This is a genomic window from Streptomyces sp. S.PB5, from assembly GCF_030403745.1.
Classification (GTDB): domain Bacteria; phylum Actinomycetota; class Actinomycetes; order Streptomycetales; family Streptomycetaceae; genus Streptomyces.
Genome location: NZ_JAQMWP010000031.1, coordinates 16,588 through 42,071, shown reverse-complemented (window position 1 = coordinate 42,071; position 25,484 = coordinate 16,588). Strand labels below are relative to the sequence as shown.

The following is a 25,484-nucleotide window of genomic DNA, read 5'->3' as shown; positions in this document are numbered from 1 at the left end:
TCATTGACGACTTCGCTGACGTCGGTCTCGACGATGCGGATGTTGCAACCAGCAACGCGGGGTGGACGGAGGCCGGACCGGTCGCGAGGATGCCGATCGGCTCATCGCGACCTCATGGCCATGGCAGATGCTGAACCGCAGGTCGCCGTCCGTGGAGGGCGCGGCGGGTTCGGCCGTGGGCACTTCCCGGAAGATGTTCCGGCCGCCGTGCTGGCGTACCTGCCGGCGTCTGTGCTCGAGGATCTCGGGACGCGGGGCGCCGTCCGGGACGATGAAGGCGTGCATGGCCGCTGCGGGGGCATTGCGCGGGGTGCCGCTGTCGATCACGACGACAGCGCGGCGCGAGTGGGCCGGCATCGGCACGTCGTTCCGGCCCGGGGGCGCCGCCGCCGAGCACCACTACATCCTCGGTCTCGGTGGGAGGCGGGTCGCTCTCATAGCGGGAAGTCTGCGCAGGCATGTCGAGCCCTTTCGTCGTACGTGGCCCGTGCTGGACCGTCTCCGTTCGACGCTAAGCCCACGTTGCGCAGAAGGCATACCATGTTGCCTATGACGCAAGAAGATGGGCAGCTGGACAGCCTCGTACGCAAACGGATCCGCGCCCTGCGCGTCGCACAGGGCTGGTCCCTGGAGGAACTGGCCACCCGAGCCAACCTCAGCCAGTCCTCACTGAGCCGCATCGAGAACGGGCAGCGCCGCCTGGCCCTGGACCAGCTCGTCACCCTCGCCCGCGCCCTGGACACCACCTTGGACCAGCTCGTGGAGAACGCCGCCGACGACGTCGTCATCAGGCCGATGATCGACGGCGCCCACGGTCTGATGCGCTGGCCCGTAAAGGGCGACCCCGGCATGAGTGTGATGCGTCAGCGCATCACCGACCCGCCGCCCGACAACCCCGCCCGCATGCGCGCCCACCCCGGCCGCGAATGGCTCGTCGTACTGTCCGGCACCGCCGTCCTCATGCTCGGCCACCGGCGCTTTCGCATCGAGACCAACCAGGCCGCGGAATTCCCGACCATGATGCCGCACGCCATCGGCGCCGAGGGCGGCCCCTGCGAGATCATGGGCATCTTCGACCGCGACGCCCGCCGCGGCCACCAGAAGGGCGCCGGCACCGAGGACTCCGAAGCCGGCCGTGGAGGCGCTTAGGGTCCCTGCGAACAGCGGGGCGGAGATCCTCGATCCGGACGCCGAGGTACTCGCCGAGGACATGGCGTCGATCACCGCCTGGCTGCTGCTGAAGAGCGAGCAGTGCCAAAATCATGGACCTGGGCTGCGGCACCCGGTGTGGGAAGCTTCGTGCTCCTCGCCTTCGACCTGGCCGCCCTCAGCACCGCCGCGGCAGCTGCCCCCGTCGTCGAGAGCATCAACGCAGGCGCATTGCTCTCACCGGTCTGGGCTCATCCGCATCCATCTCGTCGTCCCGGCAGTGCTCGTCCCGGGATCCTCCTCGCGCCGCCGATTCGATCTTGGAGGGCTTGCCCCCTACGGCTTGGCCGCGGGCGGTGCAGCCTCCCACACGAATCCGTCCGCGTCGGTGAAGCCGTCGGTGGCGCCGCTGAGGACGACGCGATGCGAGCCGGAGCCCTCGGCCGGGACACCGAGGTCCTTGGCCAGGGCTCCGCGCTTGTACAGTGCCAGCTTCACGAGGCCGTGCCGGCCGGGTGCGAACTCGGCGTACTTGCCGCCGAAGCTCTTGGCCACGGTCAGGCCCTGGCCGACGTAGTACTGCCGGGTGGCCTTCACGTCCTCGACGCCGAGGAGGAGGACCACCTCGTCGACCGTGCGGGACGCGGGGCCGGTGTCCTTCTTCGCCGAGGTCGCGATCTTCCAGATCGTGCCGTCGGGGGCCTGGACGACGCCGCCATAGCCCCAGAACGACTTCGAGGGGGACTTGAGCACGACGGCACCGGCATCGACGGCGTCGCCGACGAAGCCGTCGACGGTGGCCGGTTGGGCGACCGTGAGCGCGACCGTGAAGCCGCGGAACCCGGTGGAAGGAGCCTCGGACGCCTGGAGGCGTACGTATGCGTTCACGCCGAACGCGCGGTAAAAGGCGTCGGCGGCGGCGAGGTCGGTCACCTCCAGAGTGACGGACGTGAGGGAGATGCCGGCTGCGGTGGAAGTCTTGGTTGCCATGGCCATCACGCTAGGCCCGGCGTGGGGACCGGGGCTTCTCCGATCCTGACCGGTCCGACAGACACCGCGCACCGACCACATCCGCGTGCCCGGCCCACCCTTGAAGGCCCCCTGTGTCTCTGCTGCAGTCGTTGCCTTCTCGATGACGGCTGCGGAGCGACGACTGCCACAGTTGGTGGCTACAGGAGGTGGCTTCTCCAGCCGATCGGGCATGCTGTGCATCCTGAACTGCAGGAACTCGCACCCGTCGAGCCGCATGACACGAAGATCACGAGGCGACGCCTCGCGTCAGGCACCTTTGAATGAGGTCAGTGGTGGAGACACCCGCCGTGTACTCCACGAGCTGCAGCTTCCCCGCAGCGGCCACCGGACCGAAGACCTCTTGGATGACGTCCGGTGAGATGTCGTCTCCGTGCACCACCACCGCGATGTCGTGATCGTCCAGGAACTCGGTGGTCACGCATGCCGGAGCGTTCGGTATCACCGCATCGACGTAGCGGCACGCCTCGATCACCGTGACCCGCTCGGCCAGGGTCATGATGGGCCTTCGCTTGTACTCGGTCACGGCCTCGTCCGAGAGGACGCCGACGATCAGCCGGTCTCCGAAGGTTCGTGCGGCCCTGAGAAGCGCCACGTGGCCCGGGTGGAAGAGATCCCCGACCATGTCGACGTAGACGTTTCTCCGGTTGCTCGTCTCAGCATGGTTGGCCATGGCCGCTGTTCCCTGGTCCGTTCCCGGTGGCCGTCACCGGGGATGATCCCAATGTGTCGGTAGGCTGCTGAGAGGGGCATGAGTGCTTCTCAGCAAGCGTCAAGCTTGCAGGCGCACGGCATTCCGTGGGCGGAGCGGGGTCCCGCCCGTTTTCTGGTGTTGCAGGACCCCGCCGCGCTCAGATCACCTCAGTGACCCGTGTATTCGAAGATGTAGAGCCCGTAATCCCGGTCGGACGCCGCCACGTACTCCTTTCCGAACCGGTTGAAGGTCTGGACGCCCCAGAAGTTGTTGCCGCCCTCGTCGATGAAGCGGCCGACCTCCACGAGCTTGTCGTTCTTGATCTTGGTGACCCGGAAGCCGCCCGCGTAGTAGGCGAAGTACGCCAGGTCGGGCCGGACGCCGGAGGTCGCCACCTCGTGGACGGACAGGTCACCGAAGCCGGAGGCGTACGCAGGGTCCTGACTCTCAGGGATGGCGTAGGTGGCCAGCTCGGTCATCTTCCCGTTCTTGTTCCGGAACAGGTGCGCGTAGCCCCAGCCGTCGAAGCGCGACGAGAAAGTGAGCTGGTCGCCCTTGGTGCCGATGGCCACCGGCAAGGTGGCGGGGCCGGTGCCGGCCAGGCAGTCTGCGTTGCTGTACGGCTGGTCGAAGGCGGCGAAGCCCTGGCCGCGCGGGGCGACGCCGAAGGTCGGCACGGTGCCCTCGACGGTCATGCCGCTCTGCACGTCGCAGGCGTCCGAGCCGGTGCGGTTGAAGACGAGCACGGCGTCGTAGCCGCCTGCGGCCTCGACGTTGGCGACCTTCTCGGTGAAGGTGCAGGTCCCGCGCTCGACGACGGCGATGTCCACGGTGGCCGGGTCGCCTGCGGGGACGGCGGGGCCGCCGTTGCACGCCAGGCCGACGTAGACCGAGCCGCCGGTGATGGTCTTGCCCGCCTCCAGGGGGACGCCCTGTCCCGCGGTGATGGCCGTGTTGTCGTCGAGGTTGCGGGCCGACAGGGCGTACGGGCCGAAGTCCTCGTCGGCGCCTATGACATAGCGGTTGTCAAGGGTGAACTCGGCCTCGTGGCCGTTGCCTTCGGGGGCAACCGTGCGTCCCCTCTTGGCCCCTTCGGGGTCGGGGTTCGTGAAGTCGGTGTCGCCTATGTACTTGATGTTCTTGGGGTCGGTGACGTCGAGCGCGACGTAGCCCGCGTCCCAGTACGAGGCGAGCATGACCTGGCGGCCACGGATGTTCTTGACGACCATGTCGTGCAGGAAGACCTCGGTGAGGTTCTCCGGGGCCGCCTGGAGGATCTGCGGGAAGGTCTCGTCGAGGTCGTACTCGGCGACGAGTTGCGCGTTGGCCGGGTCGGTGATGTCCATGATGTCGACGTCGGTGCCCTCTTCGTTGTCGACGATCACGGCGTACGCCTTGCGGCCCGCGTCCCACGCGAAGACGCTGTGGATCTGGCGGGCGATCGCCGTCGGCTCGGCCTCGAGGGTGAAGTCGCCGACGCCCTCGGCCAATGTCTTCGGCTTGGTCGGGTCGGTGACGTCGTAGATGTTCATGCCGCCGACACCCGTGTCGCCGCAGATCTCGTTGTTGCTGACCAGGATGTCGCCGTTGAAGGATGGCGTGGAGATGTGCACGGTCTGGATGCCTTCACCCGGGGCACTGCCCGCCGGGGCCGGGATGAAGCCGACTTCCTTGGGTTTGCTGGGCTTGCGTATGTCGACGACGTACACGCCGGTGTTGTCGCAGCCGACGCCGCCCCAGGAGGCGAGGTAGGCGTAGCCCTTGTAGACGCCGACGTCGGCGATCTTGCCTTCGACGACATTGCTCAGCTTGAGTTTGCTGACCAGTCGGACGTTCTTCTGGGTGGCCGGCAGATGTCCTTCGTTGCCGCCGTGCTGGTCGTGGCCGTGGGTGGCCGCCGCGTTGTCGATGGCGCCGTCGGTCGATGAGGTGCCGTCGTGTGCCTGTGCGGAACCGGCGAGAGCTGTCGTGGCGAAGAGCATTGCCGCGAACACGCCCACGCCGGTCCGTCTGTGGGCCTTGCGCATGCTGGACCTCCACTCGTGCGGCCGGGGCGACCGGCCCGTGACGAGGTGATGCCGGTCACCAACTGACCGCATCGGGAAGGTACTTGGTGGATTCTGTGACCGATAGGGCTTTAACAGAATCGTATTTTGCCGGGACTTGGAGGGCGTGATGCGATGGCCGCGGCGTGATCGTCTGTGAGCGCTGGGGGCGGTGGCGGTCGCCGGATCGGCGTCTTCACCGGTCGGATTCCGGGATGTGCCGGCTGTCGCCTCTGGCGCGGAGAGGCTCGAACTTCTCGCGGCGTCGCATCCGCCCAGGATGCGGATGGGTCTCCTCGGACGGTGCAGCAGATGCAGCCGTTGTTCATCTCGAGGATCTCCTCTTCGGCGTCGAGGACGAGGGTGTCGTCGATGCCGATCTCGCCGAACTCGTTCTCGATGACGGCGATCCGCATGCCGTGGTGTTCGGTGAGGATGCGGTTGAGGAGGGTGGTCTTGCCGGAGCCGAGGAAGCCGGTCAGGACGGTGACGGGTACTTGCTCGTCGCGAGGCGCGTTGGTCGCGGGCGCTTCGGTGGTCGTCATCAGGGTCAGGTTCCTTCGGGTGCAGTGGTGACCAGGGCGGCCCTGAGGTCGTCCTCGGTGACTTCGTCGGTGGGCTGGTGCAGGGTCCAGCGGCGGGCCGGTCCGTTCATGGGCAGGACGGCGACCACCGTCTCCAGGGGCGGGCAGCCCGGTTCGGTGCAGGCAAGCTGGCGGATCATGACGGCGATGTCGTCGTCGAGGTCCAGGAGGGTGCGTACGGTTTCCTTCAGCTCGCGCAGATGCGGGCTTGGTGTGGCGGGGTTTCCCGGCCCGAATCCCAGGGGCATGGCGGCAGTGCTCCTCACTTGGTGGTGGGTTGGCAGTCGGCGCAGACGCCGGTGAGTTCGACGGTGTGCTCCACTGCGGCGAATCCGGAGTCGGAGACGATCCGTCCGGCCCACTCCTCGACGACTTCGGAGTCCACCGGTCGGCTGCTTCCGCAGGCGCGGCAGATCAGGTAGTGGCGGTGGCCGCCGCTCGGCCGCCATCTGTAAAGCCGTTCACCGGCGTTGGCCTGGATGACATCGACCGCGTTTGCGGCCTCCAGGTCGCGCAGTCCTCGGTAGACGGTGGTCAGGCCGATCCGTGTGCCGTCGGCGGTCATGCGCGCGTACAGCTCCTGCGCGGAGATGAAGTCGTGACAGTTCGCGAGGGCTGCCACAAGGGCCGAGCGTTGCCGGGTGGGCCGCTGTCGGGTCGTCAGGTCGCTCACACCACTTTCCCCCTGCCGTGCCGAATCCAGGTCATATGAAAATGATAGCCATATCCATATGAACAATAGCTCATGTGTGGGTGAGCGGTGGGCAAGGCCGACTGGGGGCCCGGTGAGGGCTTCGACGGGTGGCCCGTGTCGAAGTGGAGGTCGTCCGTCCTGCGGTCGGGCTCGTCGACCGACGGCGTGCTCGGATCAGCGCACGCGCCGCTCCTCCAGCGCGCGTCCCGCAGCCGCGCGGCGGCGTCGCTCGGCAGAAGCGGAGCGAGAGTTGTTGCTGCCGTCGCCGACCATGGCGACACTGTGGCATTCCGATGAGTCTGTCCTCGTGGGCGAGGCAGGTGGCGGTCTCGCCGGCGGCACAACGCATTGCCGTTCTGAACCGGTATTTCTCCCACAGGGATGCACTACGGCCCCGGACTCGTCGTCCGGGGCCGTTTGCGTGAGCGGTGCGTGAGCGGATGGAGGGCCGATCTCCGGAATTTCCCCGACGCATCGGCACATCTGGTGTGGATGCCCCCTGGAATCCGCCTGCCGGTCAGGGGGCTCGGCGGGTTCACCTCACGGGTAGTACGGCGTGTGGGTGATGGAGGAGATCTTGAGGTACCGGGCGCCGTCAGAGGTGGCCCAGGTCGAGGAGTCCGGGTTGCCGGGCCAGTCACCGCCGACCGCGATGTTGGCGATGAAGCGCAGGCCCGTCCCGGACGGGGTCCTGTACCAGGTGGTGCCCGTGATGTTGCCGTCCACGGCGAAGTCGATGTGGTCCGGGAACCAGCTGAACGAGTACGTGTGGTACGAGTTCGTCCAGCCGGAGGAGTTCGTCCTCGAGAACTGCTGCTGGGCGTTGTTGACGTCGTGCGACGTCTGGTAGACGACACCCGGGTTCTGTCCCACGATCTCAGCGGCGTCGAACTCGGGCAGCCACGGGTTCAGGTACGCCGCCCATACCGCCGGCAGCAGTCCCCGTCCGTTGGGCATGTTTGCGGTGAAGCTGTAGGTGCCGTACCCGTACAGCGCCGTCGACTCCACACGGCCCGAGTGGTAGACCCCGCCGCCGGCGTTGTACGCCTTGATCACCAGAGTGTTGCCCTCGTACCAGACGCAGTCCGGCCGGTACGTCTGCAGCTCGTTGTTGGCGGTCCATCTCGCGTTGATCTTGTTCCAGGAGTTGACGGTCACCGGGGCGCCCCAAGATGCGGCCCGTGCGGTCTGCGCACCCAGCATCAGCGCGGGAGGCACGGCCAGCGCGGCACCGAGTATGCGTCTGCGGCTCGGCCTGGGAGATGGAGGGGTCATCACTGCTCCATGGCTTGGATGAACGAGGGGGGTTGGGAGCGGTCCCACGCTCCACTTGTTGCTGGACTGTAAGAGTCCGTTTGACCTTTGACAAGATCTGCCGCACAGATCGATGTATTCCTTTGGTAGTTGAACGATCCGGGCGGGCAACCGACCCTCCGTCAGCGCTGCCTTGCTGATTCAGTCGCGGACAGTCCCTCGAGTGCCGCGCCCTCGGTGACACTCAGATCCTGGGCCCCTATGACGGACAGCAGTTCCAGCTGCTCGGCTCCCCGGCTTCCGGGCGGCGCGGTGAACCACAGCAGGCGTTGGCGTCCGTCCTCACTGAGCAGGTTGTAGCAGTCGAGTTCGATGATGCCGAGCGTGGGGTGGACGATCTTCTTGTGGTCCTTGCGGCGCACCGCGACGTCGTGGGTGTCCCAGAGAGCTGCGAACTCCTGGCTGCGGCGGCGCAGTACGGCGATCATCTTGGTGACCTCCGCGTCCCGGCCGCGGCGGGCGGCCGCTGCCTGGAGGTCGGCCACGAACACCCGGGAGTGGTGCGGGTGATCCTCGGACGGGTACCTCTCGCGCGCCTGCGGATCGGTGAACCAGCGGTACACGAAGCTCGCCGTCGGACCGCGGTGTGCCGGGGACTCGCCGAGCAGATTACGGGCCAGGTCGTTCTCCACCAGGGTTTCGTGCAGATCGGTGATGACACGCGCGGGGGTGTTGGACAGCCGGTCCAACAGTCCGAGAAGCGCGGGCTGCACATGCGCGGACGGTCCGTGTGCCGACGGGGGGACCGGCCGTTCGGCCAGGTGGAACAGGTGGTCGCGCTCGTCGTCGTTCAGGCGCAGGGCCCGGGCGAGGGCGGCCAGGGTCTGGGCCGAGGGCTGCACGCCGTTCTTCGCGCTGCCGCGTTCCAGCTCGGTGTAGTAGTCGGCTGACAGCCCTGCCAGCTGGGCGACTTCCTCACGGCGCAGCCCGGGGACGCGCCGGCGCGGGCCTTGGGGGAGACCGACCTCGGCGGGGCGGATGCGGTCGCGGCGTGTCCTGAGGAAGGCGCCGAGTTCTGGAAGGTTCACCCCTGCATGGTCGCTCGCGTGCCGAGCCGTAGCCAGGGGGTGGCATCCCCTGGGTAGACGCAGCCCTGGCTAGGGGTGGGGGACCGGCAGATCGTGGAGGGCGCAGCAGGGCGACGGCGAGACCGCGGCCCGACCCGCATTCACCACAGGAGTCAGTCATGCCTGTCCCCACTTCCCCCGACGGGCTCGCGGCCCCGGACCAGCCCTCCGGCTCACCCCGTGTCGCGATCGTCACCGGCGGCTCGCGCGGCATCGGCCGCCAGACCGTCGGCCGGCTGGCCGCCGACGGGTACGACGTCGTGGTCGGCTACGCCGGCAACCAGGACGAGGCCGAAGCAGCCGTGAAGGAGGCTGTCACCGCCGGCGTCCGGGCGATCGCGGTACGCGCCGACGTCGCCGACGAGTACGCCGTGGAGGCTCTGTTCGACGCGGCCGAGGCGGAGTTCGGCGGTGTCGATGTCGTCGTGCACGCGGCCGGTCGGGCACACATGGCGCCGATCGCCGAGCTGGACCTGGCCGTCCTGGACGACCTGCACCGCACCAATATTCGCGGCACGTTCGTCGTCGTCCAGCAGGCGGCCCGTCGGGTGCGCCGCGGCGGTGCGATCGTGACGTTCTCCACGTCTGTGGTGGGGCTGGCCTTCCCGAACTACGGCGCGTACTCCGCCAGCAAGGGTGCGGTCGAGGCGCTGACGCTGATCCTGGCCCGGGAGTTGCGGGGCCGGGACGTCACCGCCAACGCCGTCGCGCCCGGCCCCACGGCCACCGACCTGTTCCTGGACGGCAAGGACGAGGAGACCATCGCCCGTCTGGCCGTCCAGCCCCCGCTGGAGCGACTCGGTACCCCGGCCGACATCGCCGAGGTCGTCGCCTTCCTGGCCTCCCCGGCCGGCCACTGGATCAACGGACAGGTCGTCCGCGCCAACGGCGGAATCATCTGAACCGCCGCAGCCACCCCATCGATCAAGAAAGTATCGATCAAGAAAGTAGGGCCCTGTCATGAGGAACGACGACACCGCAAAGGTCATCCTGGTCACCGGGGCCTCCAGCGGCATCGGGGCGCTGTCGGTGCGTGCGCTGGCCCTCGCCGGTCACACCGTGTACGCGGGCATCCGCCGGACGGCGACCCGCAACGCGGCCGCGGTGGCCGACCTGACGCGCTACGGCACCGACCACCAGGTCGACGTACAGGCCGTCGAGCTGGACGTCACCTCTCAGGACTCCGCCGACGCCGCAATCGACCGGATCCTCGCCGAGCGCGGCCGACTGGACGTGGTCGTGCACAACGCCGGACACATGGTTCTGGGCGCCGCCGAGGCGTTCACCACCGAGCAACTCGCGGACCTGTACGACGTGAACGTCCTGGGCACGCAGCGCGTCAACCGCGCCGCCCTGCCGACGTTGCGTGGGCAGGGCTCGGGGCTGCTGGTGTGGATCGGCAGCTCCAGCACCCGCGGTGGCTGCCCCCCGTTCCTGGCCCCGTACTTCGCAGCCAAGGCCGCGATGGACGCGCTGGCCGTCAGCTACGCCGCCGAGGTGCTCCCGTTCGGCATCGACACCGCGATCGTGGTGCCCGGTGCGTTCACCACCGGCACCAACCACTTCGCCAACGCCGGCACCCCCGCGGACCGTGCTCGTGCCGAAGCCTACGACCGGCGTCACCAACCCGTGACGGACGACCTGGGCAAGCGTCTGGCCGCGCTCATCCCTCCGGACGCCGATGTGTCCGAGGTCGCTGAAGCCGTCGTGCGCCTGGTCGCGATGCCACACGGCACCCGGCCCCTGCGCACCCACCTGGACCCCAGCCGAGACGGCAGCGAAGTCGTCTCCGCGGTCGCCGATCGCGTCCGCGCCGACTTCTTCCGCCGCATCGGACTGGACAGCCTGCTCACCGCAGGCAGCTCCCTGTGACACCGCAATGAGAGAAGGACCAACCAGCCATGCCATTCGCGAACTTCAAGGTCCCCGAGAAGACCCTCACCCCGAAGCAGAAGGAGGAGATCGTCACCCGCACCACCGAGCTGTACGTCGAGATCTACGGCGAGCGCGCCCGCGCCAGCACCATGGTGCTGGTCGAAGAGGTCGCAGACGGAGGCTGGGGCGTCTCCGGCAACGTGCTGACCCTCGCCATGCTCGGTGAGGCGACACCGACCGACACCGGCGACGCCTGACCGCACTGGCCGCCATTCGGCCGGGACAGCACCTTGAAACCGAGGGCCGCCGACGATCACACCCGGCGGCCCTCGGCTGAGCCCAGCAGCCGGACGGGTCCGCCCAGGTGCAGGAAGGAGTGCGCCGACGGCATCGGCACCGCATCAAGGACAGGGCGGTACGGCCCGTTCGGTGCCGTACCGCCCTTCCGTGGTGGGTCAGACGGCGGGTTCGGCGGCCGGCGCGGCCGCGGTTGCCTCTGTCTGTGCCGCGGCGGGCCGGCCGGGCAGGGTGAGCACGGCCAGGAATCCGGCGACGGCCACGGCGGCGAAGAAGTAGAAGCCCCAGGGGTGGCCGATGCCTGACGCCACGAGGGCGCCGGTGATCGACGGGCCGACGATGGAGCCGATACGGCCGATGCCCGAGGCCGAGCCGAGGGCGGTGCCGCGGACCGAGGCGGGATAGAAGTTCGTCACGTACGCGTAGATCAGCACCTGGGCGGAGAAGACGAACACGCCGGTGAGGAAGACGACGGTGTTGAGGAGCAGGTTGCTGTCCATCCTGATGCTGAGGCAGGCCAGCATGGCCACCGATATCGCGAACCAGCCGAGCGTGGTGGGCTTGATGCCCCGCCGGTCGGCCACGAAGCCGCCCAGGACCAGGCCGGCGACTCCGCCGACGTTGAGGATGAGCAGTTGGGTGACCGCCGTGGGGATGGGATAGCCGGCGTCGTTCATGAGCTTGGGCAGCCAGGTGTTGAGGCCGTAGACCAGGAGCAGGCCCATGAAGGATGCGACCCAGATGCCGATGCCGGCGCGGAGGTAGGCCGGCTTGAGGAGTTCGCCGAATGCGACGCGCTGGGAGGCGGGCGCTTTTTTGGCATGGACGAACGCCTCCGACTCCGGCAGGCGGAACCACTGGATGACCGCGACGACGAGTCCGGAGATGCCGAGGACGTAGAAGAGGACCTGCCAGTTGTCGGTGACCTGCAGGGCCAGCAGGGACGTGATCACGGCACCGGTGTGGTAGCCGGTCATGGTCAGGGTGCTGGCGCGCGCCCGGCGTGAGGCGGGCATGTTCTCGGCCATCATGGTCAGCGACGCCGGCATGCAGGCGCCGAGACCGATACCGGCGAGGAGCCTGAGTGCGGCGAACATCTCGACGGAGGTGGCCAGGGGCAGCACGAGGGTGAAGACGGAGAACTCCACCACCGAGGCGATGAGCAGCAGGCGTCGTCCGAAGCGGTCGGCGAGCGGGCCGACCAGGAGGGCGCCGATGGCGACGCCTACGAGGGAGAGCGTGGCGACCGTGGTGGCGTCCGCGGCCGTCATGCCCAGGTGCTGGGTCTTGAGCAGGGTGGGGATGATGGCGCCGAGGACGACGAGGTCGTACCCCTCGAGCATGACGGTGATCCAGCACAGGACCACGGTCCAGACGTTGCGGTTGGACGTGCCTGTACTCGAGACGGCGCCGGTGGTGTTCGGTGAGGTGGTGGGTGTCATGGCTGCGTTCCCTCTGTAGCGGCTGCGGGGACGGGATGGGGACGGGGGAGCGGGGATCAGAACGGGTAGTCGGCGATGTCCGGGCGGACGGTGACCCACTGGGTCTCGGTGAAGGCCTCGACGTTGGCGGCGGCTCCACCGAAGCGGGACCCGGTGCCGGAGGCCTTGACGCCGCCGAACGGGGCGTTGGGCTCGTCGTTGACGGTCTGCTCGTTGATGTGGACCTTGCCGGAGTCGATCTGGTCGGCGAGCTTCATCGCCGTACCGACGTCGCCGAGGATGCCGACGGACAGGCCGTACTCGCAGTCGTTGACTATCCGGGCGGCCTCCTCGAGCGTGGAGAACCCGATGACGGGTGCGACGGGGCCGAAGATCTCCTCGCGCCACGCCCGCATGTCGGTGGTGAGGCCGGTCAGGACGGTGGCCGGGTAGCCGGCGCCGTCGATCTCGCCGCCCGCGGCCAGCGTGGCGCCCGCCGCGACGCTGTCGGTGACTATGCCGTGCACCCGCTCCAGTTGCCGCCGGTCAATGATCGGGCCGAGCGCCACGTCCTCGCGGGCGGGGTCCCCGACGGGCAGCGCCCGGGCCTTCGCGGCCAGCGCGGCGCTGTACTCGTCGAGCAGCGACTCGTGCACGATGTGGCGACCGGTGGTCATGCAGATCTGCCCCTGATGCAGATACGAGCCGAACGCACCGGCGGAGGCCGCCTTCTGCACATCCGCGCCCGGCAGCACCACCAGCGCGTTGTTCCCGCCGAGTTCGAGGTGGGCGCGCTTGAGCAGACGGCCCGCCTGCTCACCGATCGCCCGGCCGACCGGAGTGGAGCCGGTGAAGGAGATGACCCGTACCTCGGGTGCTTCGACGACCGCCTGACCCACCGCGCCGTCGCCCGGCAGCAGGTGCAGCACTCCGGAGGGCAGCCCGGCCTCCTCGAAGATCCGGGCGATGACCACGCCACCGCTCACCGCCGTACGCGGATCGGGCTTCAGCAGGACCGCGTTGCCGAGCGCCAGAGCGGGTGCCACCGAACGCAGTCCGAGGGCGAGCGGGAAGTTGAACGGCGCGATCACGCTCACGACGCCGGCAGGGCGGCGCCGGGCGAACGACCAGCGCACCTCCTCGGACGTCAGTACTTCTCCCTGAGGGTGCGTGGGCAGTGCCGCGCACTCGAACGACTCGCCGATCGCCAGCTGCGCCTCGAACGCCGCCTTGGCCCGTACCGAGCCCGCCTCACGTATCAGCCAGTCCTCGATCTCGGCGGCGTGCTCGGTGAACAGCTCGCCCGCGCGGCGCAGTACAGCCGCCCGCTGCTGCGGGGGAGTTGCCGCCCAGGTCCGCTGCGCCTCGGCGGCCCGGGTGGCGGCGCGGCGCACGTCCTCGGGCGTGGCCAGGCCGGCGGTGCCGAGCTGCGCGCCGGTCGCCGGCTCGGTGACCTGGTGCTCGCGGGTGGCGTCCTGCCAGCCGTCGCTGAGGATCTTCTTGCTCCAGACGTCGTTGTCCAGGAGTGTCATCGGTCTTCCTTCCGTCATCCGAGGGGGATGACTTCCGTGAGGTGTGTTCGTGGGGTGGGCATCGTGGTCAGGACGGTGTCGTGAGCACGGTGTCGACCTGGACGAGCCGGGGTCCGTCCGGGCGCCGGGAGAGCACCGCCCTTAATTCGTCCACGCTCTCGACGTGCTGGGCGGACACGCCGTAGCCCTCCGCGATGCGGGTGAAGTCCAGGCCCGGGATGTCCATGCCCGGTGCGTCCGGGACACCCAGCAGGCCGCTGAACCAGCGCAGAGCGCCATAGGTTCCGTTGCGCAGCAGCACCACGGTCACGGGCAGGCGTTGCTGGGCTGCCGTCCACAGGGCGGTGATGCCGTAGTTGGCCGAGCCGTCCCCGATCACTCCGACGACCGGCCGGTCGGGCTGGGCCATGGCGACCCCGACGGCGCCGGGCAGTCCGAAGCCGAGTCCGCCGGCTGCCGGAAAGTAGTAGGAGCCGGGCCGCCGCAGGTCCATCTGGCGCCACCACGAGGAGTTCGTCGAGGTCGACTCCACCACGTACGCCGTGTCGTCGGGCAGTTCGTCCCGGAGGGAGGCGAAGACCTCCTCGGGATGCAGCCGCGTCCCCTGCCCGGTGGCCGGCGCGGGGGTGGGCCGGTAGTCCCCCGGCGGCTCGGTCGCCGCGTCGAGTTCCTTGAGCAGCAGGTCGATGACGGCGGCCGGGTCGGCGACCAGAGCCTCGCCCATCGGCGCGCGGGCGGCGGCGGAGGCGTCCTCCGTGACCTGGATCAACCGGGTGCCCTCGGGCAGATACCGGCCGGGCAGGTACTCGTGATAGCGGAAGACCGGTGCCCCGAGCACCAGTACGAGGTCATGACCCTCGAAAGCCCGGGAGACGGGTTCGATCCCCGCCGGCAGCACCCCGCGAAACTGCGGGTGGCGGTTGGGGAAGGGCAGCCGGAACAGCGACGGTGCCGCCCACACCGCAGCGCCGAGCCGCTCCGCCAGCCGCACCGCGTCGTCGAAGAGACCGGCGGAGTCGATGTCACCGCCCAGCACCAGCGCGGGCCTGCGCGCGTCGGCCACCGCACCGGCCAGCCGGCGTCCCTGCTCCGCGCCGGGCACCGCGGCGCGGTGCACCTGCCGGTCCAGCACGGCTGACGCGTTCTCGCCCGCGTCCACCGCCCAGTCGTCGTAGGGGACGGAGAGGTAGGTGGGCCGGCGCTGCAACTGCGCCTCGAAGACGGCCTGGGCGAGGGCCCGGGGCACGTCCTGGGCACAGGCCGGTTCGGCGGCCCAGCCGACGAGCGGCTTCATCAGCGACGGGGCGTCGACGTTGGAGAGGTTGGCCTCCGGTCCGATGGCCGGCCGCACCTGCTGGCCGGCCACGACGACCAGCGGAGTGCGCGAGGCCACGGCGTTGGTGAGCGCGCCCATCGCGTTGCCGGAGCCGGACGCGGCATGCAGGTTGACGAGCACCGGACGTCCCGTGGCCTGCGCGTAACCGTCCGCCATGCCCACCACGGCACCCTCGTGCAGCCCCAGGACGTACCGGAAGCCGTCCGGCAGGTCGGCGAGGAACGGCAGCTCGTTGGAGCCGGGATTCCCGAAGACGGTGGTGAGCTCCTGCCGTTGGAGGAACTCATGGCAGACACGGCGCACGGAGGGCACAGACGTTCCTTTCACTGCGACGTCGAAGTGACGCAGGCCACGCTAGGCACCGCACGACATTCGGACTAATAAATGTTGGCGGGATGCGATATAGGCTCGATCGATATGAGCAGCTTCGATCTCAACCTCGCCCGCGTCTTCGTGCTGCTCTACGAGACCGGCAGTGTCACGGCGACGGCGGAGACGCTGCACGTCACCCAGCCCACGGTGAGCTACAGCCTGGCCAAGTTGCGCCGGCACTTCGACGACGAGCTCTTCCGGCGCACCGGCCGCGGCCTGACCCCGACGGCCGGTGCCCAGCGCCTCTACGAGCCCTTGCAGCGCGCGCTGGCCGGCATGGACGCCGTGATCCGCCAGGACGACCACTTCGACCTGACCGCCATGTCAGGGCGTTTCACCGTGGCCCTCTCCGACCTGGGCCAGGCCACCCTGCTGCCCCGGCTGGCCGCGGCGGCCCGCGAGCGGGCTCCCGGTGTGTCCTTCACCATCCGCCCGCTGGACGTGGACGCCGCCGAGAGCCAGCTGCGCCGCGGTGAACTCGACGCCTTCGTCGCCACCCCGGTCCTCACGTCCCACCGCACCGTGCGCATCCCGCTCTTCCACGAGCGCTACGTAGGCATGGTCGCCGCCGACCACCCCCGCATCCGCGGCGCCTCCGTCACGCTGGCGGACCTCGCGGCCGAGCACCATGCGACGGTGTACGGCCCCCACGGCCACGTCGTGCCCCGCCTGCTCCTCGCCACGCACGGCCTCCTGGATCGCGTCGCCGTCGACGCCACCCGCTTCACGGTGCTGCCCTACCTGCTGGAACACACCGACCTCTTCGCGATCGTCCCCGAATACGTCGGCGAGGTGTTCACCGCCTCCCACCGCCTGCGCCTCGTGAGGCTCCCGTTCGACACGGAACCGATCGAAGTGGCGCTGTACGCCCGGCACGAGGCATCACGCAGCCCGTCCCAGCGGTGGCTGGTGCAGTTCATGGCTGATGTTCTGGGGGAGCTGGTCAGCCCTGCACAGCTGCCGCCGAGCGCGGGCTGAGCGGTCGGCCGCGCTGTGAGGTATGGGTTGCACGCCCGGACACGGTGACGCGCCCGACCTGCACCTTTCTGGAGGGCGACGCCGGAGAGGGGGGCGGTGGGCTCGGCGACGCTCTGTATCGTGCGGCACCTTCCGCCTGGACATCAAGTACGAGGACGCGGTGGCCGGCTGTGGCACTACGGCATGTAGTGACTGGCCTGTGTTCCCAGGACATTCAGCAGGGCCAGGGCCTCGGCCCCGGGGGATCCCGGTGGCGCGGTGTAGAGCACGAGGTACTGGTCGCGGTCGGTGAGGGTGAGCGTGTCGCAGTCGACGGTGACATCCCCGACGGCCGGGTGGCGAAAGGTCTTCCTGAGCACCGGCGCGGTCTGTACGTCGTGCCGTTCCCACAGGCGGGCGAAGTCGGGGCTGGTATCGCGGAGTTCACCGACGAGGCCGGTCACCGCGGGATCGGTGGGGTAGCGGGCGAGGGTGGTGCGCAGCTGCGTCACGACGCTCAGCCGGAACTCGGCGGCGTCGGAGATCCCGTACAGCGTCGCATCACCTCGCTGCGGCCCGAGAAAGGACCGGCGCGCGAGATTGCGGTCCTCGGGGGCGAGCGGGGCGAAGTCCTCCATGAGCGCGGCCGCGAGGTCGTTCCAGGCGAGAACCTCGAACGCGGCGGACATCACGAAGCCGGCCGTCTGCGGCAGCCGCTCCAGAAGCGCGAGGATGCTCGGGCGGACGTCGCGCCGGTGCAGCTGGGTACGGTTGGGCGCGGTGCCCGCGAGGACGTGGAGGTGGTCGGACTCCGTGTCGGTGAGCCGCAGGGCGCCGGCGATCGCGGCCAGGACGTCGCCCGAGGGGCGTGGCGCCCTGCCCTGCTCGAGGCGGACGTAGTACTCCGTGGAGATGTGCGCGAGGACCGCTACTTCCTCGCGGCGAAGACCTGGTGTGCGCCGGCGCGGGCCGGAGGGAAGGCCGACGTCCTGCGGGCGAAGCCGCTCGCGGCGGCTGCGGAGGAACGCCCCGAGCTCCTGCTTGTCCATACGCCCAGTGTGCGCGCCGCCCGGCCGCGGATCCTGGTACAGCCTGTGCCTGTATCCGGCCGGCAGTCGGTCGGACGCTGTTGCCATGACGAACAACACGAACGCCATGAACACCACGAACGTCACCGGCAGCGCACCCGTCGGCCTGCTCGCCGGCAAGGTCCTGTTCATCACCGGTGCCAGTCGCGGCATCGGGGCCGCCGCGGCCCGGCTCTTCGCCTACGAGGGCGCCACGGTCGTGCTCGCCGCACGCAGCACCGACGCCCTCGAGACCATCGTGAAGGAGATCCGCGCCGACGGGGGCGTCGCCGACGCCGTCACCATGGACCTCGCCGACCCCGCGAGCATCCGCGCCGCAGTCGACCACGTCGAAAAGCTGCACGGACGGCTCGATGGCGCCTTCAACAACGGCGCGGTCCCCCAGCAGCAGGTCGGCCCGGTCGAGACCATCAGCGACGACGACATCGACGAGCAGTTCGCCGTCAACTTCCGTTCGCACTGGACCGCCATGACCTCCGAGGCCGCGCTCATGAGGCGGGGCGGCGGCGGGGCGATCGTCAACACCTCCAGCATCGGCAGCCGCCGCGCGAACCCCGCCCTGCCCGCCTACGGCGCCATGAAGCGCGCGCTCAACAGCCTCACCGAGACTGCCGCGGTGAACTGGGCCGGTGACGGTATCCGGGTCAACGGCATCACCCCCGGCGGCACCTCCACGGAGATGATCGACACCTGGGAGGCGGCGACTCCCGGCGTCATCGAGCAGATAACCGCGTCGATCCCGCTGGGTCGGATGGCTGAGCCCCGGCAGATCGCCGAGGCGGCCGCGTGGCTGCTCAGCGACCGGGCCTCGTACGTGACCGGCGCGATCCTGCCGGTCGACGGCGGCGCCGGCGCCTGACAAGAGCGGCCCGGGTCCTGATCCGCGCTCCGGGCGTGTCGAGAACGCCTGCCCGACCTCAGCCATGCAGGCGGAGTGTCACGCCCGGAGGATCTGCTGCTCTCCGACAACGGAGAGCAGCCGAAGTCTCTCGTAGCTTTCACTGCCCGGGACGGCCGTGTAGACCAGAAGCATGTGTGACTGATCGGGGTCGAGAAGCGCCTGGCAACTGAGTTCGAGAGTGCCGATATCGGGGTGTACGAATCGCTTGGTGTCGTTGTACTGGATACCGACTTCGTGTTCGTTCCAGACGGCGCGGAATTCTTCGCTGCGGGCCATCAGCAGCTGCTGGAGGTGAGCGGCCGGCGACTTGGGTCCGCGCAGGGTGACCAGCCGGCGTAGCCCGGAGGCGAAGACGCGGGAGTGCAGCGCGTGATCGTCGGGGTGGTACAGGGCGCGGATGGCCGGGTCGGTGAACCACCGGTAGCCGATGCTGCGGGCCGGGCCGGTGTAGCGGGTGAGGTCGCCGGTGAGGGCGACGGCGAGCGGGGTCTGCCGGAGTGTCTCGCCGAGCTCGGTGACGATTTCGGCGGGGGTGTCGATGAGCCGGTCGAAGATGCGCAGCAGGCCGGGACTGATGTGTTCGCTGGTGGAGCCTCTGGTGGGCGGGTTGTGCCCGGCGAGACGAAACAGGTGGTCGCGTTCGTCGAGGGACAGGTGCAGACCCTGTGCGATCGAGGCGATCATCTGCTCGGACGGGCGCGGTCCGCGCTCCCGCTCCAGCCGACTGTAGTAGTCGGCGGAGATATGGCAGATCGCGGCTACCTCTTCCCGGCGCAGACCGGCTGTCCTGCGTCGCTGGCCGCGCGGAAGGCCGACGTCCTCGGGCTGCAGCGACTCCCGGCGGCGACGCAGGAATTCGGCGAGCCCGCCTCGATCGATCACGGCTGCTTCCTCCCTGAGTGCCGGTGCTCTTTCGTTCTACCACCCGTGCCGGACCGGAGCCTGGGATTGTCGATCCCCCTTTCGGCGGCCCTCCTCGGCCGGGCCGGCCTCGGATCGGGAGGCCGTGGATACCCGCGCTGATCAGGTGCAGCTTTGAAGCGCATTCCCGTTGGGATCGATGTGAGAAGCGAGGAAGACCCATGGCACGTACACGGCCGGACATCACCGTTCCGGACCTTCCCGGGAAGCTTGCCGTCGTCACCGGCGCCAGTGACGGCGTCGGACTGGTCCTGGCCACCCGGCTGGCCGCCGCCGGTGTCGAGGTCGTCATGCCCGTCCGCAACCGCCGCAAGGGTGAGGCGGCGATCGCGAAGGTCAAGCGGCAGCACCCGCAGGCGGTCCTGTCGCTGCGAGACCTCGACCTGTCGTCGCTGAGTTCGGTCGCCGCGTTGGGCGCCGCTCTCGTCGCCGAGAACCGTCCGATCCACATCCTGGTCAACAACGCCGGCGTGATGACGCCACCGGACCGGCAGACCACCGCGGACGGGTTCGAGCTGCAGTTCGGCAGCAATCATCTCGGTCACTTCGCACTGGTCTGCCACCTGCTGCCGCTGCTGCGCGCGGGCCGCGCCCGGGTGACCTGCCAGCTCAGCGTCGCCGCCAACGAGGGCTCCATCAACTGGGACGACCTCAACTGGGACCAGTCCTACAACGGCCGCCGCGCGTACAGCCAGTCGAAGATCGCGTTCGGTCTCTTCGCACTCGAACTGGATCTCCGCAGCCGGGCCGCGGACTGGGGAATCACCAGCAACATCTCCCATCCCGGCATCGCACCGACCAGCCTGCTGGCCGCCCGCCCCGAGGTCGGCCGGACAAGGGACACCAGCGCCGTACGCGTGATCCGCGCGTTGTCCCGCCACGGCATCCTCGGCACGGTGGAGAGCGCGGCACTGCCGGCCCTGTACGCCGCCACCTCCCCGGACGCACGCGGCGGCCGGTTCTACGGGCCCAGCGGCTTCCAACACCTGTCCGGCCCGCCCGCCGAACAGCCCCTCTACTCCCGGCTCCGCAGTCAGGAAGAGGCGCGGCGCGTCTGGCAGATCTCCGAAGACCTCACCCACGCCGGCTTTCCGGCGCTGTCCGGCGCCGATCACAGGGGCGGCAGGTGAGGCGGTGCCGGCCCAGGCGGGAGGACCGAACTGTCTCGTCCTTCCTCGAGTTCGTATTCGTACGCGATCCCAGGCGGCCCGAGGACAGGAGGCGGCTCAGCTGACATACGTCGGTGTATGCAGCACTCGGGCGTGTCCGACCTGGCGGATCGGTCCTGTGAGGTGGACGGTGCCGGTGAGCCGGATGTCGGCGCTGGAGGTGCCGAGCCGGACGGTGATCGCACCGGGTTCGACGATGCGGCGCAGCTCGGGGCCCGTGTAGGCGAGGCGGTCCGCGTGCAGTCGGAAGGTGACCCTGCGCTCTTCTCCGGGGGCCAGGAGGACGCGCGTGAACCCCGTCAACTGGGTGACCGGGCGGGGAAGTTGGGCGACCGGGTCTGCGGTGTAGAGCTGGACGACTTCTGAGCCGGGGAGGTCGCCGGTGTTGCGGACCAGGCAACTGATCTCGACCTCGCCGTCGGTGGCGATCTCCCCGGCGCTCATCTCGAACCCGTCGTAGGCGAACGTCGTATAGGACCGTCCGTGCCCGAAGGGGTAGGCCGGGGTGGGGTCGAGGTTGCTCACGCCCTGGGTGTTGCCGCCGAGCGGGGCGTGCAGATAGGTGCCGGGCTGGCCGCCTGCCGTCCGCGGCACCTGCACCGGCAGCTTGCCGGAGGGGTTGATCCGTCCGGAGAGCACCCCGGCAAGAGCGGGGCCGCCCTCCTCGCCGGGGAAGAAGGCCTGGACGACAGCGGCGGCGCGGTCGGCGTAGGGACCCAGCGCATACGGGCGCCCGGAGACGACCAGCAGGACGAGAGGTGTGCCGGTGGCCAGCAGGGCCTCGACCAGTTCGTCCTGGACGCCGGGCAGGGAGAGGTCCTCGGCGTCGCAGCCCTCGCCGGAGGTGCCGAGGCCGAAGAGGGCGGCGCGGTCGCCGACGACGGCTATGCAGACGTCCGCTTGCCGGGCCGCGTCCACGGCCGCGTCGATGCCGCTGCGGTCGACGTCCTTGACGGGGCAGCCCTGTTCGTACGCGATGAGGGTGCGGGGCAGTTCGGTGGCCAGGGCGTCCAGCAGGGTGCGGGCCTCGATGCCGTTGTCGTGGCCGGGGTGGTGGGGCAGGACGTGGTTGGGGAAGGAGTAGCAGCCGAAGAAGGCGTTGGCGTCGTCGGCGCACGGGCCGATGAGGGCGATGGATGGGGTGTCCGCGGCCAGGGGGAGGAGTCCGTCGCGGTTGTCCAGCAGCACGATGCTCTGCTCGGCCAGCTCCCGGGCGATGGCCCGGTGGGCGGGCGGGTCGAGGTCGATGGGGTCCTCGCCCGTTGTCTCCGGGGCGAAGTCGGCGTCGAGCAGCCCCAGTTCGGCCTTCTGACGCAGCACGCGCCGTACCGCCCGGTCGACCAGGCCCTCGGAGACGGTTCCCGCGCGGACGAGTTGGGCGAGGGGTTCGCCGTAGCAGAGCGTGTCGGGCAGTTCCACGTCGATTCCCGCGGTGAGTGCTCGTGCGCCGGCCTCGCCGTCGGTGGCGGCGATGCGGTGCATGGTGCGCAGGAAGGCGATGGACCAGTAGTCGGAGACGACCGTGCCCCCGAATCCCCAGTCCTCGCGCAGCAGTTGCGTGAGCAGCGAGGGGTCGGCGCCGGCCGGCACGCCGTCCACGTCGGCGTAGGAGTTCATGACCGAGCGGGCGCCGCCCTCGCGGATCGCCGTCTCGAACGGCGGCAGGATCACGTCGGCGAACTCCCGGGGCCCCATGGACACGGGGGCGTGGTTGCGGGCGGCCTTCGAGGCCGAGTACCCGGCGAAGTGCTTGAGGGTGGCGATGACGCCGGCGCCCTCCAGACCGCGGACGTATGCCGTGCCGGTGGTCGCGACGAGATACGGGTCCTCGCCCAGGGTCTCCTCGACACGGCCCCAGCGGTAGTCGCGTACGACGTCGAGGACGGGGGAGAGGCCCTGGTGGACGCCGACTCGGCGCATGCTCGTGCCGATGGCGCGGGCCATGCGCTCGACGAGCTCCGGGTTGAAGGCGGCGGCCCAGGCAAGGGGCGTGGGGAAGACGCTGGCGTGGTGGGTGGTGAACCCTGTCAGGCACTCCTCGTGCGCGAGGGCGGGGATGCCGAGCCGGGTGTTGTCCATCAACTCACGCTGCAGAGAAGCGAGGTGCCGTGCACCCTCGTGCGGCTCGACCGGCTTGGTGCCGAACGGGCGGGTGAGGTGGCCGAGTCCGTCCTTGCTGGCCTGGTCGAAATCGGTGTGGGAGGCGAAGACGTCCTGCATGGGGGCGACGTTGCCGCTGACCCGCTCGACTCCGGGCCACGCGCTGCCGAGCTGGGCGAGCTTCTCCTCCAGGGTCATCTCCGCGAGCAGGGCCTCGACCCTGTCGTCACGAGGGCAGGCCGGATCGGCCCAAGGTGTGGTCATGGTGCGTTCCTCGGGGTGGTTGGGGCGCGGCGGATTCAGGAAGGGCCGGTCGGGTTCACGACCCGGTGGCCGGCGGCGGGGCGGTGGAGCCCCGGACGACCAGCTGGGTGGCCAGCTCCACCCGGTGGCTGTCCAGGCGCTCGCCGGCGGCCAGACGGAGCAGCGTGCGCAGCGCGGCCCGGCCGATCTCGACGAACGGTTGCCGGACGGTGGTCAGGGGAGGGGCCGAAGTGCCTGCGGCGGCGGTGTCGTCGAAGCCGACGACGCTGACGTCGTCCGGCACCCGCAGGCCGTTGACCCGGGCGGCTTCGATGACGCCGAAGGCCTCCAGGTCGTTGCCGGCGAAGACGGCGGTCGGGGGCTCGTCGAGGGCGAAGAGCTCCAGGGCGGCCTGGTAGGCGGGCTTGAACCGGAAGGCCCCCTGCTTGATGAGCCGGGGGTCGGGCGTGATCCCGGCGCCGCTGAGAGCGGCCTGATAGCCGTGCAGGCGGGCGGTGTTGCAGACGGCGTCGTGCCGGCCCTCGATCATCGCGATCCGGCGGTGGCCGAGCTTCAGCAGGTGCTCGGTGGCCGCCATGCCACCGCTGAAGTTCGTCGCGCCGATGCTCGGCACACTCTCGTCCGGCACGTTCATCGGGTCAATGAGCACGAGCGGGATGTCGTGCTGGGCGAACTGCGCCCGCTGCCGGGCGGTCAGTTCGGACGTCACCAGGATGAGGCCCTCCCGGCCGGCGCCCGCGATCTTGCGGGCCCAGGCGGCACCGAGCGGGTCGTCGGGCGCCGTGCCGATGACGACGTCGACGCCGGCTTCGGCCGCGGCCTCCGTGACACCCTGCGTGATCACCAGGTTGTTGGGGTTGACCAGCTCGTCGAAGGTCAGGTCGATCGCGCGCACCGGGGACTGTGCGCCGCCCGGCCCGCGGGCCACGTAGTCGTGCTCGACCAGCAGCCGCTCGATGCGTGCCCGGGTCTCGGGCGAGACGTCACTGCGGCCGTTGACCACCTTGGAGACGGTGGCCACGGAGACCCCGGCGGCCTCGGCGATGCCGGTCAGTGTCGTCCGCTCGACGGCTCTCTTCGCCATGCTGGTCCTTTCGCTCTTTTACGGGGACGGTAGCGCAATCTTTCGCAGGGTTCCAAGGGGTCATGGCGATGAAAAATGCTCGCTTCCGGCCTCTTGACCCTCGGCTATGACGCACCTAACTTGTCGGCCAGAAAACGCAGAGGTTTCGAAAATTTTCGAGCCGTGCTTCACCGCATCCGACGAGCCGACGAGCCGTCCGGCGTGATCGAACCTCTGAAGAGCCGAAGGAGCTCAAGATGACCCCGAGAATGCCTCGCCGCGCCCTCATCACCGCATCGGCGGTAACACTCACGCTCACCATCGCCGCCTGCGGCAGCAGCGGACGTGCCGTCGGCGGGGCCGGCGGAGACGGAACGCTGGCCTGGGCGCTGACCCAGGGCTCCGAGGCCACCTTCCGAGCCTCGGCCACGCAGTGGAACAAGGACCGGCCGGACAGCAAGATCACCTACCAGTTCTTCCAGAACGACCCCTACAAGCAGAAGCTGCGCACGGCCGTCGGTGCGGGCAACGGCCCCATCCTGTTCGAGAACTGGGGCGGCGGCGGGCTGAAGAGCTACGTCGACGCCGGGAAGGTCGCCGACCTCACTCCGGATCTCGACGCCGACCCCGCCTGGAAGAACCGCATCTTCCCCTCGGTGCTCAAGTCCGCGACCTTCGGCGGCCAGGTCTACGGCGTTCCCGTCAACGGCGTGCAGCCCGTGGTCCTGTACTACAACAAGGACCTCTTGCAGAAGGCGGGCGCTCAGCCGCCGAAGACCTGGGACGACCTGCTCGCGCTGGTGAAGAAGCTGAAAGCCCAGGGCATCGCTCCGATCTCCATGGGCGGTGCGTCCAAGTGGCCGGACCTGATGTGGCTGGAGTACCTCGTCGACCGCGTCGGCGGACCCGACACCTTCGCGGACATCGCGGCCGGCAAGAAGGGCGCCTGGTCCGCCCCCGCCGTCCTCGAAGCCACTCGTATGATCGAGCAGCTCGTCGACGCGGGCGGCTTCGCCAAGGGCTTCGCCTCGGTCTCCGCCGACACCGGCCAGGCCGAGGCCCAGCTGTACACCGGCAAGGCCGCGATGATCCTCCAGGGCAGCTGGGGCTACGGCACCATCAACACAGGCTCCCCGGCGTTCGTCTCCGAGGGCAAGCTCGGCTGGACCGGCTTCCCGGCCGTCACCGGAGGCAAGGGCGACCCGACGAACATCGTCGGCAACACGGCCAACTTCTTCTCCGTGTCCGCGCAGGCGAGCGCGAAGGAACGCAAGACGGCGGTGTCGTATCTCAAGGACGGCGTCTACAACGACACCTACGTCGACAACCTCCTCAAGAACGGTGACGTGCCGCCGGTCAAGGACCTGGACGCCAAGATCAAGGCGTCGGCCAACGCGGACTGGTCGTCGTACGTCTACAACCTGACCCGTGACGCGAAGAACTTCCAGCTCTCCTGGGACCAGGCGCTCAGCCCCGAACTCGGCAACGAGCTGCTCACCCACCTCGACCAGCTCTTCCTCGGCCAGATCAGCCCGGAGCAGTTCTGCGCACAGATGGACAAGGCGGCGGCGAAGTGAGCACCGCCAAGGTCTCCGTGCCCGCCCGGCGGGAC

23 protein-coding genes are annotated in these 25,484 nt (G+C 69.4%); 8 read left to right on the top strand and 15 right to left on the bottom strand.

What is annotated here, in order from left to right; all coding sequences use genetic code 11:
• The first annotated feature begins 549 nt into the window (after positions 1–549).
• Entirely contained in the window at positions 550–1,149 is a 600-nt protein-coding gene (locus PH203_RS45720) for an XRE family transcriptional regulator (protein ID WP_289928461.1), read from the top strand.
• Between the two features lie 336 nt (positions 1,150–1,485).
• On the opposite strand, the gene PH203_RS45715 is transcribed toward PH203_RS45720, so the two are convergent.
• From PH203_RS45715 to PH203_RS45680, 8 genes are all read right to left on the bottom strand, one after another.
• Positions 1,486–2,145, bottom strand: coding sequence for a glyoxalase (locus tag PH203_RS45715; protein WP_289928459.1), 660 nt, complete (start codon positions 2,143–2,145; stop codon positions 1,486–1,488).
• Positions 2,146–2,407: 262 nt separating this feature from the next.
• On the bottom strand, positions 2,408–2,851 hold the full coding sequence (locus PH203_RS45710) for an adenylyltransferase/cytidyltransferase family protein (RefSeq protein ID WP_289928457.1): 444 nt from the start codon (positions 2,849–2,851) through the stop codon (positions 2,408–2,410).
• A gap of 188 nt (positions 2,852–3,039) precedes the next feature.
• On the bottom strand, positions 3,040–4,899 hold the full coding sequence (locus PH203_RS45705) for a PA domain-containing protein (RefSeq protein ID WP_289928455.1): 1,860 nt from the start codon (positions 4,897–4,899) through the stop codon (positions 3,040–3,042).
• 110 nt (positions 4,900–5,009) lie between these two features.
• On the bottom strand, positions 5,010–5,462 hold the full coding sequence (locus tag PH203_RS49870; protein ID WP_354671321.1) for a GTP-binding protein: 453 nt from the start codon (positions 5,460–5,462) through the stop codon (positions 5,010–5,012).
• A gap of 5 nt (positions 5,463–5,467) precedes the next feature.
• A complete protein-coding gene (locus PH203_RS45695) occupies positions 5,468–5,749 on the bottom strand; it encodes a hypothetical protein (RefSeq protein WP_289928454.1) in 282 nt (93 codons plus the stop codon).
• Positions 5,750–5,763: 14 nt separating this feature from the next.
• Positions 5,764–6,174 carry a Fur family transcriptional regulator gene (locus tag PH203_RS45690; protein WP_289928453.1) on the bottom strand — a complete coding sequence of 137 codons (411 nt, stop codon included), beginning with the start codon at positions 6,172–6,174 and terminating at the stop codon, positions 5,764–5,766.
• A 561-nt stretch (positions 6,175–6,735) separates the two neighbouring features.
• On the bottom strand, positions 6,736–7,470 hold the full coding sequence (locus PH203_RS45685) for a glycoside hydrolase family 16 protein (RefSeq protein ID WP_289928451.1): 735 nt from the start codon (positions 7,468–7,470) through the stop codon (positions 6,736–6,738).
• 161 nt (positions 7,471–7,631) lie between these two features.
• Positions 7,632–8,537, bottom strand: coding sequence for a helix-turn-helix transcriptional regulator (locus tag PH203_RS45680; RefSeq protein WP_289928449.1), 906 nt, complete (start codon positions 8,535–8,537; stop codon positions 7,632–7,634).
• 158 nt (positions 8,538–8,695) lie between these two features.
• Between PH203_RS45680 and PH203_RS45675 the strand changes: the two genes are divergently transcribed.
• From PH203_RS45675 to PH203_RS45665, 3 genes are read left to right on the top strand one after another with little or no spacing between them, the layout of a single operon-like run.
• Complete coding sequence (locus PH203_RS45675; RefSeq protein ID WP_289928448.1) at positions 8,696–9,478, top strand: SDR family oxidoreductase; 783 nt, start codon at positions 8,696–8,698, stop codon at positions 9,476–9,478.
• A 58-nt stretch (positions 9,479–9,536) separates the two neighbouring features.
• On the top strand, positions 9,537–10,448 hold the full coding sequence (locus tag PH203_RS45670; RefSeq protein ID WP_289928447.1) for an SDR family oxidoreductase: 912 nt from the start codon (positions 9,537–9,539) through the stop codon (positions 10,446–10,448).
• Positions 10,449–10,477: 29 nt separating this feature from the next.
• Positions 10,478–10,708, top strand: a complete 231-nt coding sequence (locus PH203_RS45665) for a 4-oxalocrotonate tautomerase family protein (RefSeq protein WP_289928445.1) — start codon at positions 10,478–10,480, stop codon at positions 10,706–10,708.
• 198 nt (positions 10,709–10,906) lie between these two features.
• Here PH203_RS45665 and PH203_RS45660 read toward each other — a convergent pair whose 3' ends face one another.
• The 3 genes from PH203_RS45660 to mdlC all read right to left on the bottom strand — a co-directional run bounded on the left by PH203_RS45660 (position 10,907) and on the right by mdlC (position 15,349).
• Positions 10,907–12,190 (bottom strand): aromatic acid/H+ symport family MFS transporter, encoded by a 1,284-nt coding sequence (locus tag PH203_RS45660; RefSeq protein WP_289928444.1) that lies wholly within the window; start codon positions 12,188–12,190, stop codon positions 10,907–10,909.
• A gap of 56 nt (positions 12,191–12,246) precedes the next feature.
• Positions 12,247–13,701, bottom strand: a complete 1,455-nt coding sequence (locus PH203_RS45655) for a benzaldehyde dehydrogenase (protein ID WP_289928442.1) — start codon at positions 13,699–13,701, stop codon at positions 12,247–12,249.
• 67 nt (positions 13,702–13,768) lie between these two features.
• Positions 13,769–15,349: a benzoylformate decarboxylase gene (gene mdlC, locus PH203_RS45650; RefSeq protein WP_289928440.1), complete on the bottom strand. Its 1,581-nt coding sequence runs from the start codon at positions 15,347–15,349 to the stop codon at positions 13,769–13,771.
• Between the two features lie 105 nt (positions 15,350–15,454).
• Here mdlC and PH203_RS45645 point away from each other — a divergent pair, with 105 nt between their 5' ends.
• A complete protein-coding gene (locus PH203_RS45645; RefSeq protein WP_289928438.1) occupies positions 15,455–16,387 on the top strand; it encodes a LysR family transcriptional regulator in 933 nt (310 codons plus the stop codon).
• Positions 16,388–16,563: 176 nt separating this feature from the next.
• On the opposite strand, the gene PH203_RS45640 is transcribed toward PH203_RS45645, so the two are convergent.
• Positions 16,564–17,415, bottom strand: a complete 852-nt coding sequence (locus PH203_RS45640) for a helix-turn-helix transcriptional regulator (RefSeq protein ID WP_289928436.1) — start codon at positions 17,413–17,415, stop codon at positions 16,564–16,566.
• Positions 17,416–17,500: 85 nt separating this feature from the next.
• On the opposite strand from PH203_RS45640, the gene PH203_RS45635 reads away from it, so the two are divergent.
• The gene (locus PH203_RS45635) at positions 17,501–18,313 is read left to right on the top strand and encodes an SDR family oxidoreductase (protein ID WP_289928434.1); all 813 of its coding nucleotides are present in this window, start codon (positions 17,501–17,503) and stop codon (positions 18,311–18,313) included.
• A 78-nt stretch (positions 18,314–18,391) separates the two neighbouring features.
• Here PH203_RS45635 and PH203_RS45630 read toward each other — a convergent pair whose 3' ends face one another.
• Positions 18,392–19,237, bottom strand: coding sequence for a helix-turn-helix transcriptional regulator (locus tag PH203_RS45630; protein WP_289928432.1), 846 nt, complete (start codon positions 19,235–19,237; stop codon positions 18,392–18,394).
• A 200-nt stretch (positions 19,238–19,437) separates the two neighbouring features.
• Here PH203_RS45630 and PH203_RS45625 point away from each other — a divergent pair, with 200 nt between their 5' ends.
• Positions 19,438–20,406 (top strand): SDR family oxidoreductase, encoded by a 969-nt coding sequence (locus PH203_RS45625; protein WP_289928430.1) that lies wholly within the window; start codon positions 19,438–19,440, stop codon positions 20,404–20,406.
• Between the two features lie 96 nt (positions 20,407–20,502).
• Here PH203_RS45625 and PH203_RS45620 read toward each other — a convergent pair whose 3' ends face one another.
• Both PH203_RS45620 and PH203_RS45615 read right to left on the bottom strand, forming a co-directional pair.
• Positions 20,503–22,809, bottom strand: coding sequence for a glycoside hydrolase family 3 N-terminal domain-containing protein (locus tag PH203_RS45620; RefSeq protein ID WP_289928429.1), 2,307 nt, complete (start codon positions 22,807–22,809; stop codon positions 20,503–20,505).
• A gap of 55 nt (positions 22,810–22,864) precedes the next feature.
• On the bottom strand, positions 22,865–23,893 hold the full coding sequence (locus PH203_RS45615) for a LacI family DNA-binding transcriptional regulator (protein ID WP_289928427.1): 1,029 nt from the start codon (positions 23,891–23,893) through the stop codon (positions 22,865–22,867).
• Between the two features lie 236 nt (positions 23,894–24,129).
• Between PH203_RS45615 and PH203_RS45610 the strand changes: the two genes are divergently transcribed.
• Positions 24,130–25,449 carry an extracellular solute-binding protein gene (locus PH203_RS45610; protein ID WP_289928425.1) on the top strand — a complete coding sequence of 440 codons (1,320 nt, stop codon included), beginning with the start codon at positions 24,130–24,132 and terminating at the stop codon, positions 25,447–25,449.
• Positions 25,450–25,484: the final 35 nt, after the last annotated feature.

Bases quoted from the DNA above. Each gene is read 5' to 3' on its own strand.
- PH203_RS45615 (WP_289928427.1), bottom strand. From the start codon at position 23,893: ATGGCGAAGAGAGCCGTCGAGCGGACGACACTGACCGGCATCGCCGAG.
- PH203_RS45660 (WP_289928444.1), bottom strand. From the start codon at position 12,190: ATGACACCCACCACCTCACCGAACACCACCGGCGCCGTCTCGAGTACA.
- PH203_RS45715 (WP_289928459.1), bottom strand. From the start codon at position 2,145: ATGGCCATGGCAACCAAGACTTCCACCGCAGCCGGCATCTCCCTCACG.
- PH203_RS49870 (WP_354671321.1), bottom strand. From the start codon at position 5,462: ATGACGACCACCGAAGCGCCCGCGACCAACGCGCCTCGCGACGAGCAA.
- PH203_RS45625 (WP_289928430.1), top strand. From the start codon at position 19,438: ATGGCACGTACACGGCCGGACATCACCGTTCCGGACCTTCCCGGGAAG.
- PH203_RS45710 (WP_289928457.1), bottom strand. From the start codon at position 2,851: ATGGCCAACCATGCTGAGACGAGCAACCGGAGAAACGTCTACGTCGAC.
- PH203_RS45635 (WP_289928434.1), top strand. From the start codon at position 17,501: ATGACGAACAACACGAACGCCATGAACACCACGAACGTCACCGGCAGC.
- PH203_RS45705 (WP_289928455.1), bottom strand. From the start codon at position 4,899: ATGCGCAAGGCCCACAGACGGACCGGCGTGGGCGTGTTCGCGGCAATG.
- PH203_RS45665 (WP_289928445.1), top strand. From the start codon at position 10,478: ATGCCATTCGCGAACTTCAAGGTCCCCGAGAAGACCCTCACCCCGAAG.
- PH203_RS45655 (WP_289928442.1), bottom strand. From the start codon at position 13,701: ATGACACTCCTGGACAACGACGTCTGGAGCAAGAAGATCCTCAGCGAC.
- PH203_RS45685 (WP_289928451.1), bottom strand. From the start codon at position 7,470: ATGACCCCTCCATCTCCCAGGCCGAGCCGCAGACGCATACTCGGTGCC.
- PH203_RS45645 (WP_289928438.1), top strand. From the start codon at position 15,455: ATGAGCAGCTTCGATCTCAACCTCGCCCGCGTCTTCGTGCTGCTCTAC.
- PH203_RS45720 (WP_289928461.1), top strand. From the start codon at position 550: ATGACGCAAGAAGATGGGCAGCTGGACAGCCTCGTACGCAAACGGATC.
- PH203_RS45640 (WP_289928436.1), bottom strand. From the start codon at position 17,415: ATGGACAAGCAGGAGCTCGGGGCGTTCCTCCGCAGCCGCCGCGAGCGG.
- PH203_RS45695 (WP_289928454.1), bottom strand. From the start codon at position 5,749: ATGCCCCTGGGATTCGGGCCGGGAAACCCCGCCACACCAAGCCCGCAT.
- PH203_RS45610 (WP_289928425.1), top strand. From the start codon at position 24,130: ATGACCCCGAGAATGCCTCGCCGCGCCCTCATCACCGCATCGGCGGTA.
- PH203_RS45675 (WP_289928448.1), top strand. From the start codon at position 8,696: ATGCCTGTCCCCACTTCCCCCGACGGGCTCGCGGCCCCGGACCAGCCC.
- PH203_RS45620 (WP_289928429.1), bottom strand. From the start codon at position 22,809: ATGACCACACCTTGGGCCGATCCGGCCTGCCCTCGTGACGACAGGGTC.
- PH203_RS45670 (WP_289928447.1), top strand. From the start codon at position 9,537: ATGAGGAACGACGACACCGCAAAGGTCATCCTGGTCACCGGGGCCTCC.